The organism is Dyella telluris (genome assembly GCF_014297575.1).
Classification (GTDB): domain Bacteria; phylum Pseudomonadota; class Gammaproteobacteria; order Xanthomonadales; family Rhodanobacteraceae; genus Dyella; species Dyella telluris.
Window position 1 is genome coordinate 1,353,212 of sequence record NZ_CP060412.1, and the last position, 14,973, is coordinate 1,368,184.

11 protein-coding genes are annotated in these 14,973 nt (G+C 62.4%); all 11 read left to right on the forward strand.

Annotated elements, in window-relative coordinates; translation table 11 throughout:
- The first annotated feature begins 140 nt into the window (after positions 1–140).
- The 11 genes from H8F01_RS06240 to H8F01_RS06290 all read left to right on the forward strand — a co-directional run bounded on the left by H8F01_RS06240 (position 141) and on the right by H8F01_RS06290 (position 14,629).
- Complete coding sequence (locus H8F01_RS06240) at positions 141–1,760, forward strand: electron transfer flavoprotein-ubiquinone oxidoreductase (protein WP_187058158.1); 1,620 nt, start codon at positions 141–143, stop codon at positions 1,758–1,760.
- Between the two features lie 81 nt (positions 1,761–1,841).
- Positions 1,842–3,857, forward strand: coding sequence for a glycosyltransferase (locus H8F01_RS06245; RefSeq protein ID WP_238481167.1), 2,016 nt, complete (start codon positions 1,842–1,844; stop codon positions 3,855–3,857).
- Positions 3,858–3,906: 49 nt separating this feature from the next.
- The gene (locus tag H8F01_RS06250) at positions 3,907–5,964 is read left to right on the forward strand and encodes a glycoside hydrolase family 99-like domain-containing protein (RefSeq protein WP_187059182.1); all 2,058 of its coding nucleotides are present in this window, start codon (positions 3,907–3,909) and stop codon (positions 5,962–5,964) included.
- 107 nt (positions 5,965–6,071) lie between these two features.
- A complete protein-coding gene (locus tag H8F01_RS06255) occupies positions 6,072–6,818 on the forward strand; it encodes an electron transfer flavoprotein subunit beta/FixA family protein (RefSeq protein ID WP_187058159.1) in 747 nt (248 codons plus the stop codon).
- A gap of 22 nt (positions 6,819–6,840) precedes the next feature.
- Entirely contained in the window at positions 6,841–7,782 is a 942-nt protein-coding gene (locus H8F01_RS06260) for an electron transfer flavoprotein subunit alpha/FixB family protein (protein ID WP_187058160.1), read from the forward strand.
- A gap of 15 nt (positions 7,783–7,797) precedes the next feature.
- Complete coding sequence (locus H8F01_RS06265; protein WP_274380596.1) at positions 7,798–9,147, forward strand: phosphohexomutase domain-containing protein; 1,350 nt, start codon at positions 7,798–7,800, stop codon at positions 9,145–9,147.
- A gap of 643 nt (positions 9,148–9,790) precedes the next feature.
- The gene (rfbB, locus tag H8F01_RS06270; RefSeq protein ID WP_187058162.1) at positions 9,791–10,840 is read left to right on the forward strand and encodes a dTDP-glucose 4,6-dehydratase; all 1,050 of its coding nucleotides are present in this window, start codon (positions 9,791–9,793) and stop codon (positions 10,838–10,840) included.
- Positions 10,837–11,724, forward strand: coding sequence for a glucose-1-phosphate thymidylyltransferase RfbA (gene rfbA, locus H8F01_RS06275; RefSeq protein ID WP_187058163.1), 888 nt, complete (start codon positions 10,837–10,839; stop codon positions 11,722–11,724). Before rfbB ends, rfbA begins: the two co-directional genes overlap by 4 nt.
- On the forward strand, positions 11,721–12,278 hold the full coding sequence (gene rfbC, locus H8F01_RS06280) for a dTDP-4-dehydrorhamnose 3,5-epimerase (protein ID WP_187058164.1): 558 nt from the start codon (positions 11,721–11,723) through the stop codon (positions 12,276–12,278). Before rfbA ends, rfbC begins: the two co-directional genes overlap by 4 nt.
- Complete coding sequence (gene rfbD, locus H8F01_RS06285; protein ID WP_187058165.1) at positions 12,275–13,210, forward strand: dTDP-4-dehydrorhamnose reductase; 936 nt, start codon at positions 12,275–12,277, stop codon at positions 13,208–13,210. The genes rfbC and rfbD overlap by 4 nt, the downstream gene beginning before the upstream one ends.
- A 6-nt stretch (positions 13,211–13,216) precedes the next feature.
- Positions 13,217–14,629 (forward strand): mannose-1-phosphate guanylyltransferase/mannose-6-phosphate isomerase, encoded by a 1,413-nt coding sequence (locus H8F01_RS06290; RefSeq protein WP_187058166.1) that lies wholly within the window; start codon positions 13,217–13,219, stop codon positions 14,627–14,629.
- Positions 14,630–14,973 lie beyond the last annotated feature (344 nt).

Here is a 14,973-nt window from a genome sequence, read left to right on the forward strand (position 1 = left end):
ATTATGGCTAATGCAGATGAAGGGATTGCAAGGATCCGGCCACCGTTGCCCCCGGTGGCCCGAACCCGGACAATGCCGCTTTGCCCGTTCCATACGTCTGGGAACGGTATTCGAGCCGCCCTAGCCCGTTGGAGTCCGCCATGAGCGACCGCGAAATCATGGAATACGACGTCGTCGTCGTTGGCGCAGGCCCTGCCGGGCTGGCGTTCGCCATCCGCCTGAAGCAGCTGAAGCCGGAAACGAGCGTCTGCGTCATTGAAAAGGCCTCCACCATCGGTGCGCAGATTCTGTCGGGCGCGGTGATTGAGCCGCAGCCGCTGGACGCGCTGCTGCCGGGCTGGCGCGACAATCCGCCGCCGATCTGCGTGCCGGCCACCGAGGACGAGTTCTGGCTGCTGAGCAAGACCGGCGGGCGCAAGCTGCCGGTGCCCCCGGGCATGAACAACCACGGCAACTTCATTGTGTCGCTGGGCGCCATGTGCGCCTGGCTGGCACCGCAGGCCGAAGCGCTGGGCGTGGACGTGTTCCCGGGCTTTGCCGCCGCCGACAACGTCTACAACGACGACGGCTCCGTGGCCGGTGTGCGCATCGGCGACATGGGCGTGGCGAAGGACGGCTCGCACAAGGCCGGCTACACGCAGGGCATCGACATCAAGGCCAAGGTCACCGTGCTGGCCGAAGGTGCCCGCGGCAGCCTCACCAAGCAGCTGATCAAGCGCTTCGCGCTGGACAAGGACAGCGACCCCCAGGGCTACTCCATCGGCATCAAGGAGCTCTGGCAGGTGCCTGCCGGGCGCGTGCAGCCGGGCAAGATCGTGCACAGCTTCGGCTGGCCCGCCGACAGCCACACCTACGGCGGCAGCTTCCTGTATCACCTGGACAAGGACCGCATCGCGCTGGGCTACGTCAGCGGCCTGGATTACAGCGACCCGAACTACCAGCCGTGGGAAGCCTTCCAGCAGTGGAAGAACCACCCCTCGGTGAAGTCGCTGCTCGAAGGCGGCACCATTCTTTCCGCCGGCGCGCGCGCCATCGTCACGGGCGGCTACCAGTCCCTGCCCAAGGTGGAGATGCCCGGCGCCCTGCTCATCGGTGACACCGCCGGCCTGCTCAACGTGCCCAAGATCAAGGGCACCCACCAGGCGATCAAGAGCGGCATGCTCGCCGCCGAACACCTGGTGGCGAACGATCTCAACCCGGCCGGCTTCGACGCCAAGCTGCGCGCCTCCGACGTGATGGCGGAACTGAAGAAGGTCCGCAACGTCAAACCCGGCTTCAAGAAGGGCCTGTGGTTCGGCATGTTGAACGCCGCATGGGAAACCGCCCTCGGCGGCGCGTCGCCGTGGACCCTGAAGAACAAGGCCGACTGGTCGAGCCTGCACAAGCTCGGCGCGCAGGAGGAACCCAAGCGCGACTACGTGCTGCCACGCGAACTGCCCCCGCGCGATCGCCTGGCCGGCGTCTACTTCGCCGCCACCGAGCACGACGAAGACCAGCCCATCCACCTGCACGTGGCCGACACCAACGTGTGCGTGACCCGGTGCACCGTGGAATACGGCAATCCCTGCACCCGCTTCTGCCCCGCCGGCGTCTACGAGATCGTCGACGAAGCCAAGCCCGATGGCAGCAACGGCAAGCGCCTGCAGATCAACGCCGCCAACTGCGTGCACTGCAAGACCTGCGACATCAAGGACCCCTACCAGATCATCAACTGGGTGACGCCGGAAGGCGGTTCGGGGCCGAATTACCAGAACCTCTGATACGAGGATAGTGCGCTGTCCGCTCGACTGACATGGCGATTCAAGCGCCTGCATTACACGCTGCAACGGATTCGTAGCAGCGTGGCGTTGCGTGGCTGGCGGGGAACGCTGGCCCGGATGAGGCAGGAATTCGAGCGTCGTCCCGCGCTCGATGATTCGTTGCAGGTGGCTCCACTAGACGTGCCGTTCGAGCCATTCTCGCTGCCAACCAGCGAATGTCCTCAGGTTTCTGTAGTCATTCCGGTCTACGGCAAACTGCCTTACACGGTGGCCTGTCTTCGCTCACTTCAGCGACACGCGCCTGACGCTGCTTTCGAACTCATCGTGGTCGATGATGCTTCACCTGACGACAGCGCCGCGTCGCTGGCTCGGATCGAAGGGCTGAGGTTGCTGTCCAATGAAACCAATCTGGGCTTCATCGGCAGTTGCAACGCAGGTGCCCAGGTGGCACGCGGCGAGTTCCTGCTTTTCCTCAACAACGACACGCAAGTTCTGCCCCAGTGGCTCGATGGCCTGCTGGCCTGCTTTGCCGAGCAGGCAGACTGCGGCATTGCCGGCAGCAAGCTGGTCTATCCGGACGGGAGATTGCAGGAAGCGGGCGGGCTCGTGTTTGCCGACGGCGGCTGCTGGAATGCAGGCCGGTTCGAGCAACGTGACGCACCGGCCTGGCAATGCCGTCGCGAGGTCGACTATGTCAGCGGTGCATCCCTGCTAATCCGCAAGGAAGTGTTCCTTCGGGTTGGTGGTTTTGACACTCGCTACGCCCCCGCCTACTACGAAGACACCGACCTTGCCTTCGCGGTGCGCCAGCTTGGCCTGAAGGTTTACTACGAGCCGGCAAGCGTGATTGCGCACTACGAGGGCATCAGTGCTGGCACCGACCTGGCATCGGGCATGAAACGCCATCAGGCGCCGAACCAGGCCAAGTTCTTGGCCAAGTGGGAAACGGCCCTTGCCAGCCAACCGCCCCCAGGAACCGCATTGGCACAGGCCCTCCGCTGGCGTCGCCGTGGACGCGTACTGGTTGCGGACAGCATGACGCCGGACCCCACCCGCGATTCAGGCTCGCTGCGGCTCTGCGCCATACTCAAGTTGTTGGCCGCCCAAGGCTGGAGCACCAGCTTCCTGCCCGATGACGGCAGCGCCAGCGAAAGCGAAATCCGCATGCTGGGAACACTTGGCACGGAAGTGCTGTGCCGCCCCTGGGTCTCCAACCTGCCGACGTGGCTGCGCGAACATGGCCCCGAACTGAACGCGGTGATCCTGTGCCGGCATACCGTCGCAGGGCAATATGCTGCTCTCGTACGCAAATACGCCCCGCAGGCCCGCCTGGTGTTCGACACTGTGGACCTGCACTTCCTGCGCGAACAACGCGCGGCAGAACTGAGTGGCAACTCCTCGCTGGCGCGACAGGCGCAGGCATCACGCAAGAGTGAACTGGCCCTCATCAGAGAGGCTGACATAACCTTTGTGGTGAGCCCGCACGAGCAGGCCCTGCTGGCGCTGGAACTGCCAGCGGCCCGCGTGGAACTGCTGTCCAACATCCACGACGTATACGGCTGCCGCCGCCCGTACACCGAGCGGCGCGACCTGGTTTTCATCGGCGGCGTTGGCCACCCGCCCAACGCCGACGCCGTGCGCTGGATTGCCAGCGAAATCCTGCCCGTGCTGCGTAGCCGCATACCCGACATACGCATCCACGTCCTGGGCGACATAACCGAGGAAGCGAAGCGCGAACTGGCCGTTCCGGGTCTGGAGTTGCACGGCCGTGTCCCCGACCTGACGCCATGGCTTGACGGCGCACTCGCCTCGCTCGCCCCTCTTCGTTTTGGCGCCGGGGTGAAGGGCAAGATCAACATGGCAATGGGCCATGGCCTGCCGGTGATTGCAACGAGAATTGCAATTGAAGGCATGCAGTTGGAACCCGGTGTCGACGTGCTCGTGGCGGAAGATCCGGCCGATTTTGCCGTCGAAGCCTCGCGCCTAGCGTCTGACGAGGGTTTGTGGACGGTTTTGTCACGCAACGGCCTTCGCAACGTGGATGAGCACTTCTCGCCCCGTGTTGCTGCGGCCACCCTTCACCGCGTACTGGATTGACCCGCTCCGCCGCAACGGGGACCATGCCTGGGCCACCGGGATAACGTGTATGCCGCTCTTCGATCTCGCCAAACGCCAAGTCTTCCAGCTGCTGCGCGCGGGCTTCCGCCTGATGCCCATGCCGGTGGCGACACGTGATCGCTGGAGGCAGCGTTTCCTGGATCGCTACGCGGGCATGGTGCCCACGGGACCACGCGGACGTGCGCCTGTCGGAAGCTCACGCCGCCCGCTGCAGCGTGCAGTGGAGCACGCCATCGGTCATGTGCCGCGTCGCAAGGAGCCACTGCCATCACCGCTTCCGGCGACGTTGGTTGCCTTCTATCTGCCGCAGTTCCACGCGATTCCAGAGAACGATACATGGTGGGGCGCGGGCTTTACTGAGTGGCGCAATGTGACCCGTGCGCTCCCGCAGTACGAGGGCCATGCACAACCTCGGCTACCCAGTGAGTTGGGTTTTTACGACCTGCGCCAGCAGGACGTAATGCGCAAGCAGATGCAACTCGCACGCGAGTATGGCATCGGAGCTTTCTGCACCTACTTCTACTGGTTTGCCGGCACGACACTGCTGGAGGCGCCTCTGCGCCAATGGCTTGCCAGTGCTGATCTCGACCTGCCCATCTGCCTGTGCTGGGCGAACGAAAACTGGTCGCGACGCTGGGATGGACGCGCGGAAGACGTCTTGATTGGCCAGCAACACAGTGCGGAGGACGACCTAGCCTTCATTGCACATGTCGCCGCCTACCTGAAGGATCCGCGCTACCTTCGGGTCGAAGGCAAGCCGATGCTGCTGGTGTATCGCCCCGGCCTGCTGCCGTCGCCCGAGGAAACAGCCGTGCGCTGGCGCGCGTGGTGCCGGGACAACGGCATAGGTGAGATCCACCTTGCCTATGTGCAGAGTTTCGATCGCGTCGACCCGGCCAGCATCGGCTTCGACGCAGCGGTGGAATTCCCGCCGAACAACACCTCGTTGAATCCAATCACCAGCGAACAACAGCTGATCAATCCGGACTTCGCTGGCGACGTGCTCGACTGGCGCGAACTCGTGCGTAACGCCACGGGCGCCGCCAAGCCCAGCTATGTGCTATATCCGAGCGTCAATCCGGGCTGGGACAACGAACCGCGTCGGAGCGGCCGCGGCCGCGTGCTGGCCCATGCATCGCCACGCGCCTATCGGGACTGGCTGCGTCATGCGGTGTCCGTGGCCCAGGCACGCTCGCCGCGCACGCCGATGGTCTTCATCAACGCGTGGAACGAGTGGGCCGAAGGCGCCGTGCTGGAGCCCGATGTACGTCTCGGGTACGCCTGGCTGGATGCCACCCGTGCCGCACTGCTGCCGTCGCGTGAAGGCACGGACAAGCGCCCCTGCGCCGTCGTGCACGCGTGGTACGCCGAAGTGCTCGATGACGTGATCCCGAGCTTGAATGCCAGTGCGCTCAACTGGCGGCTCGTCATCACAACGGCACCTGAACGCGAGCGCGACATCCGGACTCGGCTGAAGGCCCTCGGGGTCGATGCGGAAATCCATGTCTTCGAGAACCGTGGACGCGATATATTGCCCTTCCTCCACGTCGCCGACCGATTGCTCAACGAAGGCGTCGACGTCGTCCTCAAGCTGCACACGAAGCAGTCGGTGCATCGAGAGGACGGCTCGCAGTGGCGTGACGAATTGCTACACAGTCTGACCGCCGCTAACCGCGCCTCGCGCATCGTGGAAGCCTTCGCCAGGAATCCACAGCTGGGGCTGGTTACGCCAGAGGGCCATTCGCAGCCGTTGGAGCATTTCTGGGGCGCCAACGAGACGAACGTCCGTGCACTCTGCGTCAGGCTTGGCCTTTCCCAGCCCGCGCCCGGCAGCGAGTTCGTCGCCGGAAGCATGTTCTGGGTCCGCCTTGCTGCGCTTCGCCCGCTGCTCGACGCTCATATGGCGCCTTGGGAGTTCGAGCACGAAGCAGGCCAGATCGATGGGACGACGGCTCACGCTGTGGAACGCCTCTTCTCTCTGGCAACATTGTCCGCTGGCTTCGCCACATCGGATGCCGCCCGCCTGTGCGGCCTGGCTCCGGGCGCGCCCCATAGGCCTTATCCGTATGCCCGAAGGACGCGTTAAGCGCCTGTTTTCTTTGACTTTATTGGCGTATTCATACAAATGTTTGAAGCCGAGTAGAATGTCTTTTTTTCTGCCCGCGCGGCGGCTTATTAGTTAAGGACCCACCGATGAAGATTATTGTTGGCTACAAGCGCGTCGTGGACTACAACGTCCGCATCCAGGTGAAACCCGATGGCACCGGCGTCGTGACCGATGGTGTGAAGCTTTCCGCCAACCCGTTCGACGACATCGCACTGGAAGAAGCCCTGCGCCTGCGCGAAAAGGGTGTGGCCGAAGAAGTCGTAGTGGTCGGCATCGGCCCAGCGGACCTCACTGCACACTTGCGCAACGGACTCGCCATGGGTGCCAACCGCGCCATCCATGTAGTGACTACTGACGCCGTGCAGCCGCTTACCGCCGCCCGCATCTTCCAGAAGCTGATCGAAAAGGAGCAACCGGGCCTGGTCATCCTCGGCAAGCAGGCTATCGACGATGACGCCAACCAGACCGGCCAAATGCTGGCCGCTCTCTGGGACCGTCCGCAGGCCACCTTCGCCAGCAAGGTCGAGATCACCGATGGCAAGGCCACGGTCACCCGTGAAGTCGACGCCGGCCTGGAAGTTATCGAGGCGGAACTGCCGGCCGTGATCACCACCGACCTGCGCCTCAACGAGCCGCGCTTCATCAAGCTGCCGGACATCATGAAGGCCAAGTCCAAGCCGATCGACACCATCGAGTTCGGCTCGCTCGGGGTGGAAGCCAACGACCATCTCAAGACCACGCACTACGCCGCGCCGGCCAAGCGCAGCAAGGGCGTGATGGTGAAGGATGCGGCCGAACTGGTCGCGGCGCTGAAGCAGAAGGGTCTGCTTTAAGCAGCCTCAAGGAGATAACGACATGTCCAAGATCCTCGTCATCGCCGAACACCTGGACGGCAAGCTCAATTCTTCTACCGCACGCGCCGTAAGCGCCGCCGCGGCGATCAAGCCTGAAGCCATCGACGTGCTGGTGCTGGCCGACAACGTCAGTGCCATTGCCGCCGATGCGGCAATGATCGAAAGCGTGAGCCGCGTGCTCACCATCGCCCGCGCCGAGAACGCGCACCCACTGGCCGCCGTGCTGGCACCGCAGATCGCCAAGGCCGCCGCCGGTTACAGCCACGTCTTCGCCCCGTCGACCACATTCGGCAAGGACGTGCTGCCGCGCGTCGCCGCTCTGCTTGGCGTCGCCCAGGTCAGCGACGTGATGAGCGTTGAAGGCGCCCACACCTTCAAGCGCCCGATCTACGCGGGCAACGCAATCATCACCGTCGAAGCCGATGCGAACAGCACCGTGGTAGCCACCATCCGCACGGCGTCCTGGGCTGCTGCCGCGAGCGGTGCGAACAGCGCGCCAGTGGAAGCCCTGAACATCGATGTCGCACTGCCCTCGCATTCCCGCTTCGTCGAACTGCAGTCGGGCAAGAGCGATCGCCCAGACCTGCAGAGCGCAAGCAAGGTCGTGTCGGGTGGCCGTGGCGTGGGCTCGAAGGAGAACTTCGAGATCATCTTCAAGTTCGCCGACAAGATCGGCGCAGCCGTAGGTGCCTCGCGCGCAGCCGTCGACGCTGGCTACGTGCCGAGCGACCTGCAGGTGGGTCAGACCGGCAAGATCATCGCCCCCGAGCTGTACATGGCGATCGGTATTTCCGGCGCGATCCAGCATCTCACAGGCATCAAGGACGCCGGCACCATCGTCGCCATCAACAAGGACGGCGAGGCGCCGATCTTCGAGATTGCCGACATCGGGCTGGTGGGCGATCTGTTCAAGATCATCCCGGAACTCGAACAAGCGCTTTGATGCCCGATGAGTGAAATCAGCCTCAAGAGCTTCAAAGCCTACGATATCCGCGGTCGCGTACCGGACGAGCTGAACGAAGACCTCGCCCGGCGCATCGGTAATGCCACGGCCCAATTGCTGGGCCCGGGCCCCATCGTGCTCGGCCGCGACGTGCGGCTGAGCAGTCCCGCGCTGCAGGACGCGCTGGCCGAGGGCATCACGGCCAGTGGACGCGATGTCATCGATATCGGGCTTTGCGGCACCGAAGAGGTTTATTTCCAGACGGCCCACCTACGCGCGGCTGGCGGCATCATGGTGACCGCCAGCCACAACCCGATTGACTACAACGGACTCAAGCTCGTGCGCGAGGGCTCCCGCCCCATCAGCGGTGACTCGGGCCTCTTCACCATTCGCAACAACGTCGCCGCTGGCCGGTGTGTCGAAACCATCACGCATGGGACCGTGCGAGTTGTCACTGACAAAAGTGCCTACATCGCCCACCTGTTGACCTACGTCGACGCAGCGTCGCTCAAACCGCTGAGGATCGTCACCAACCCAGGTAATGGTGGTGCTGGTCTCGTGATCGATGAACTGGCGTCGCATCTGCCCTTCGAGTTCTTGCGCATCCAGCATGAGCCGAACGGCCACTTCCCCCACGGCATTCCCAATCCGCTGTTGCCGGAGAATCGGCAGGCCACAGCCGACGCCGTCCGTGCTCATGGCGCGGACTTCGGCATCGCCTGGGACGGCGATTTCGATCGCTGCTTCTTCTTCGATGCCTCGGGTCGGTTCATCGAGGGCTACTACCTGGTCGGACTGCTGGCAACGGCGCTGCTGGCCAAGCACCCTGGCGAAAAGATCATCCACGACCCGCGATTGACGTGGAATACGATCGAGATGGTGACCACGGCAGGTGGCATCCCGGTCCAGAGCAAGACCGGCCACGCCTTCATCAAGGAGCGCATGCGCGCGGAGAACGCCGTCTATGGCGGCGAAATGAGCGCGCATCACTACTTCCGTGATTTCGCCTATTGCGACTCCGGCATGATTCCCTGGCTGCTCATCGCAGGCCTGATCTCCCGTACCGGCCAGCCGCTGGCATCCATGGTTGAGGACCGCATGCAGGCTTTCCCCTGCAGTGGCGAGATCAACTTCAAGGTGGGCGACGCCGAGACCGCGATCGAGCGCGTGCTGGCGCATTACGCCTCGCTTGCACCTGTCATGGACCGGACCGACGGCATCAGCGCCGACTTCGGCTCGTGGCGCTTTAACCTACGTAGCTCCAATACCGAGCCACTGTTGCGCCTCAACGTTGAAGCGCGTGCAGACGCGGGCCAGTTGGAGCGTCAGGTCGCGCAAATCACGGCCCTGCTTGGCGCAGCCTGAGCGCGCCAGCTAGCCCGATGTGATGCCAGAGCCAGTAACATGGCTTTGTCCCAGATCTCGTGCACCATGTGAAAGATATCCGTTCGAAGTCCGGCGATCTGCCGAACGCTCCATGTCTGGATCCGGCCCGACATGACATGGTCCCGAGCAGCACAAATTGCGACCGCCATTTCATGCGTCAACCGCAGCCTCGTCGACACTCAGAGCACGGACATGATCACCAAGGGTGCTGAGGCGTCGATCTTCGACATGGCCGATTTGGCCTGGTGCGGATGCGAACCTTGGGACAGTTGCGTCCACAGCCCTGCAATCCGGCATGAAAGAGTCGCCGGAGGTCACACAGTCACTGAAATTACATTGGAAATCGGCACAACTTATGCTTCCAGCGGGCTTCGGGCGCGACCAGCAAGTTCCAGCCCACGGATGGATGCCCATGAAGCTGGGTATTTCAGCAGCCTGCTAGACCCCTGAAACTCATGAAATTCGTCGACAATGAGCGGGGCCAGTGCTGCCATTCTGAAGACCCTGGCTTGCCGACTCTAATGTTGGTGTTGCAATGGCAAAGCCACCCAGAACGGCCTGTGTTTTAGCGCCAGCGGACATGACACAATACGCGGAACTAGCTGATTGGTCATAAGGATCTATGAAGACGCTGCTCGTTACCGGCGGTGCCGGTTTTATCGGTGCAAATTTCGTCCTCCAGTCCGTTGCCGTAGGGCATCGCGTCATCAATCTGGACAAGCTTACGTACGCCGGGAATCTAGATACGCTCGCCTCTCTCGAAGGCAATGCCCGCCATATCTTCGCACACGGCGACATTGGCAATCGCGCGTTGATCACCCAACTTCTTACCCAGCACAGGCCAGACGCCGTAATCAACTTTGCGGCCGAGTCCCATGTTGATCGCTCGATAGACGGCCCTGCAGCTTTCATCGAAACCAATGTGGTTGGCACACTGGGACTGCTTGAAAGCACGCGCGACTATTGGCGCAGTCTGGACAGCGCTGCTGCCTGTTCGTTCCGCTTCCTGCATGTATCAACCGACGAGGTCTACGGCTCGCTCGGCCCCGAGGGCAGCTTCAAAGAAACCACGCCCTATGCTCCCAATTCACCCTATTCGGCGTCGAAGGCTGCCTCGGACCATCTCGTCCGCGCATTCCATCACACCTATGGCCTGCCAACGCTGACAACCAATTGCTCCAACAATTACGGGCCTTACCAATTCCCTGAAAAACTGATTCCGCTAATCATCCAGAAGGCGCTGGCCGGCGAGGCACTGCCGGTCTATGGCGACGGGCTGAACATCCGCGACTGGCTGTATGTTGGGGATCACTGCACCGCCATCCAGCGGGTGCTCGAAGCGGGCTTGGTTGGCGAGACCTACAACGTGGGTGGCAACGCCGAGCGCGAGAACCTGACCGTCGTGAAGGCCATCTGCGCACTGCTGGACGAACGCCATCCGCTGGCAGACGGCCGTCGTCGCGAATCCCTCATCACCTTCGTCAAGGATCGCCCAGGACACGATCGTCGTTACGCTATCGATTCGTCGAAGCTGCAGAACGAGCTCGGCTGGCGCCCCTCGCAGACGTTTGAATCGGGCATCGCCCATACCGTCGATTGGTATCTGGAAAACAAAGCGTGGACTTCTCGTGTGCTTGACGGAAGCTATCGCATGGAGCGACTCGGCGTATGAGCAGCCAGAAGGGCATCATCCTCGCCGGTGGTTCCGGCACGCGGCTTTATCCCATTACTCAGGCAGTGAGCAAACAGCTGCTGCCCGTGTATGACAAGCCCATGATCTATTACCCACTCGCCACGCTCATGCTGGCGGGTATTCGCGACGTGCTGGTAATCAACACTCCGCACGAGCAGGCACTCTTTCAGCGCCTGTTAGGTGACGGTAGCCAATGGGGCATCAACATCTCCTACGCCGTCCAGCCGTCCCCGAACGGTCTGGCGGAGGCCTTCATCATTGGCCGCGACTTTGTCGGAAACAATCCCAGCTGTCTGGTGCTTGGCGACAACATCTTCTACGGCGTAGGTCTTACCGAACGTATGAAGCGCGCTGCGGCACGCGAGCACGGCGCAACAGTATTCGGCTATTGGGTCAAGGATCCTGAGCGCTATGGCGTGGCTGAATTCGACGCTGCGGGCAAGGTGATCGGTCTGGAGGAAAAGCCGGCCGAGCCGAAGTCCCACTACGCGGTGACTGGACTGTACTTCTACGACAATCGCGCCCCCGACTTCGCCGCGAACCTGAAGCCCTCAGTGCGCGGCGAGCTGGAAATCACGGATCTCAACCGCTGCTATCTCGACGACGAGTCGTTGCATTTGGAGCAATTGGGTCGAGGCTACGCCTGGCTGGATACGGGCACCCACGAGTCCCTGATGGAAGCTGGCGATTACATCCAGACCATCGAGAACCGGCAAGGCCTGAAGGTCTGCTGCCCTGAAGAGATCGCTTACATCAAAAAGTGGATCGATGCAGAGCAATTGCTGCGACTTGCAGCCCCGCTCTCCAAGACGGGTTATGGGCAGTACCTCCAGAACCTGACCAAACAAGGCTACGTTGGATGAAGTTCATCGAAACATCGCTACCCGGCTGCGTTGTGATCGAACCGCAAGTGTTCGGCGACTCGCGCGGGTTTTTCTACGAGAGCTACAACGAGGCCAAGTATCGCGAGGCGGGCATCGACAGGCGATTCGTGCAGTCGAACGTCTCCCGCTCGGCACGCGGGGTGTTGCGTGGCCTGCACTACCAGTGGCCACATCCGCAGGGAAAGCTCGTCAGCGTCCTGGAGGGTGAAGTCTTTGATGTCGCGGTGGATATCCGTCGCGGCTCCCCGACATTCGGCCAGTGGGCGGGCGTAATGCTCACTGCGGAGAACCATCGGCACTTCTGGATCCCTGAAGGTTTCGCGCACGGTTTTTGCGTGCTGTCCGAATTCGCCACGTTCTCGTACCAGTGCACGGACCTCTACGATGCCAAGGCGGATGGCGGCGTTCGCTGGAACGATCCGGCGATCGGCATCGACTGGCCGATCAGCTCCCCGCTTCTTTCGGACAAGGACGGCAAGGCTCCCTTGCTCGCCGATGTATCGCCGGACCGACTGCCGGAGTACCAGGCTTGAAGATCCTGCTGCTAGGTGCCAACGGGCAGCTCGGACAGACCTTTCTGAAGGAGAGCGCCCTCACGACATTTGGTGAGGTAGTGCCGGTGACCCGAGACGGCCAGCTTTCAGGCGGGATGACGGGAGTAGCGGGTGACCTTTCTTCACCTGAAGGCATGACTGCTGTGCTTGATCGCGTCCAACCGGATGTGATCATCAATGCCGCGGCTTTTACGGCTGTGGATCGCGCAGAGCAGGAAGAAAAGCTTGCAACGCGGGTCAACGGTGAATCCGTTGGCGCCATCGGAGCCTGGGCGGCATCAAACGACGCTCTGGTCCTGCACTATTCCACCGATTATGTTTTCGATGGAAGCAGTGCGGAGCCTTATGCCGTCGATGCGGCGACTGCCCCCCTCGGAGCCTATGGCCGCAGCAAGCTGGCCGGTGAACGGGCCCTTGCCGGGAGCGGTGCGCGCCACATGATTTTTCGTACGGCATGGGTCTACGCCGCACATGGCCACAACTTCCTACGCACCATGCTTCGACTGGGTGCCGAACGTGACGAGTTGCGTATCGTGGCCGACCAGCACGGCGCGCCAACCTCAACGGGCCTGATCGTGCGCGGCACGCTGGCTGCACTGGATGTGTGGAGCAAAGCCTCTGGCAACGAACGCAGCAAGCTTGAAGGCACCCACCATCTCGTGGCCAGCGGAACCACCACGTGGCATGGCTTTGCCGTGGCCATCTTCGATGAAGCATTTCGCCGGGGCCTCATAGCAAAGAAACCCGTCGTCACCCCGATTGACACGGCTGACTTCCCCACCCCTGCGAAGCGACCTGCCTATTCGGTGCTGGAAAACGCCGATTTTCAGAAGCGGTTTGGTTTTGTCTTGCCGGACTGGCAGCAAGGCCTGCTCGATGTCATGGGCGAACTTTCCATCCCTACGCACTGAACACTTATGCTCATTCCGCTCATCCTCAGTGGTGGTTCAGGCACACGGCTATGGCCCGTGTCCCGGCGCAACCTGCCCAAGCAATTCCTATCACTGGCGGGCCGGGGGACGTTGTTTCAGCAAACGATTAACCGCACGCGGCTACTCCCCAACGTTGGCTCGCCGATCGTGGTCGCCAGCGAAGATCATCGCTTCCTTGCCGCCGAGCAGTTGCTCGAGTCAGGCATCGAAGGCGCGACCATCGTGCTCGAACCCATGGGCCGCAACACTGCTCCCGCGATTGCCCTGGGTGCCTTGCAGGCGATCGAGCGCGACCCCGATGCATTGCTACTGGTCCTTCCCGCCGACCATCTGATCGGCGAAACCGACAGCTTTATCCAGGGCGTCAACCTTGCGCTGCCTGCAGCGCGCGACGGATCGCTGGTGACCTTCGGCATTCGCCCGGATCGCCCGGAAACCGGGTTCGGTTACATCCGTCGTGGTGACGCCATCGGCGAGGGCGCGTTCCGCGTGGCGCAATTCGTCGAGAAGCCTGCGCTGGCCACTGCCGAGTCGTATGTAGCGGATGGCCATTACGACTGGAACTCCGGGATGTTCCTGTTCAAGGCTTCCCGTTATCTGGAAGAGCTCGAACAGCACGCGCCTGAAATGCTCCAGACGGTGCGAGACGCGCACGCCTCCGCGAAGATCGATCTGGACTTTGTCCGCATCGATCGCGACAAGTTTGCAAAGGTGCCTGATGATTCCATCGACTACGCCGTGATGGAGAAGACCCAGCGCGCTGTGGTTATCCCGGTGAAATGCGACTGGAGCGACATTGGCTCGTGGTCCGCACTGTGGCTCGCGGGCGCGCGTGATCCGCAAGGCAACGTCCGCGAAGGCGATACCATCGCCATCGATACCCGCAACTCGCTACTGCGCTCGCATGACCGCCACCTGCTGGCAACGGTCGGCGTCGATGACCTGATCGTGGTCAGCACTCCGGATGCCACCCTCGTGGCCCACCGCAATGCCGCCCAGGACGTCAAGCGAGTGGTGGACGAGCTGAAGGCCGCCGGGCGCACTGAGCACTCCCTCCATCGCGTGGTTCGCCGTCCCTGGGGCAGCTATGACTCGCTCGAGTCGGCGGACCGCTTCCAGGTCAAGCGCATCGTGGTCAAGCCGGGGGCGGCTCTGAGCCTGCAGAAACATCACCACCGCGCCGAGCACTGGATCGTGGTGTCCGGCACGGCCGAGGTGACCTGCGACGACAAGGTGTTTCTGCTGGGTGAAAACCAGAGCACCTATATTCCGCTGGGCAGCGTTCACCGGCTGCGCAACCCGGGCAAGATGCCGCTGGAGATCATCGAGGTACAATCGGGTAGCTACCTCGGCGAAGACGATATCGTTCGCTTTCAGGATGTGTACGGCCGCACCTGAGTGCGGCCAGTACTACACGTTGCGTCCTGACCAAATATCGTTCTGATCCGGGCTCAATGTCCCGCCTGATGTTTCCGCTCTCCCCGCTTTCCCACCTCATCGTCCCTTCAGAGGGAGATGAGGAGCGGATCTCGCAACAAACCATTCGCCCTCGGCCAGGACCGGGGCCATGGCGGACGATGCTGCCCCGCAATAGAACGTCGGGGAACGTTCTGGCACGCATCACGAGAGTGCGACAATTGATGCTCGCCACTAGCGAATTCGCAGCACTTAGCAGGCGGGATTAGCGACGTACCCGACCGAGTCGCCATCCAGCGCAGCCAGGCGCCCGCCGAGACCACCAC

Bases quoted from the DNA above. Each gene is read 5' to 3' on its own strand.
- H8F01_RS06290 (WP_187058166.1), top strand. From the start codon at position 13,217: ATGCTCATTCCGCTCATCCTCAGTGGTGGTTCAGGCACACGGCTATGG.
- rfbB (WP_187058162.1), top strand. From the start codon at position 9,791: ATGAAGACGCTGCTCGTTACCGGCGGTGCCGGTTTTATCGGTGCAAAT.
- H8F01_RS06255 (WP_187058159.1), top strand. From the start codon at position 6,072: ATGAAGATTATTGTTGGCTACAAGCGCGTCGTGGACTACAACGTCCGC.
- H8F01_RS06250 (WP_187059182.1), top strand. From the start codon at position 3,907: ATGCCGCTCTTCGATCTCGCCAAACGCCAAGTCTTCCAGCTGCTGCGC.
- H8F01_RS06240 (WP_187058158.1), top strand. From the start codon at position 141: ATGAGCGACCGCGAAATCATGGAATACGACGTCGTCGTCGTTGGCGCA.
- rfbC (WP_187058164.1), top strand. From the start codon at position 11,721: ATGAAGTTCATCGAAACATCGCTACCCGGCTGCGTTGTGATCGAACCG.
- H8F01_RS06260 (WP_187058160.1), top strand. From the start codon at position 6,841: ATGTCCAAGATCCTCGTCATCGCCGAACACCTGGACGGCAAGCTCAAT.
- rfbA (WP_187058163.1), top strand. From the start codon at position 10,837: ATGAGCAGCCAGAAGGGCATCATCCTCGCCGGTGGTTCCGGCACGCGG.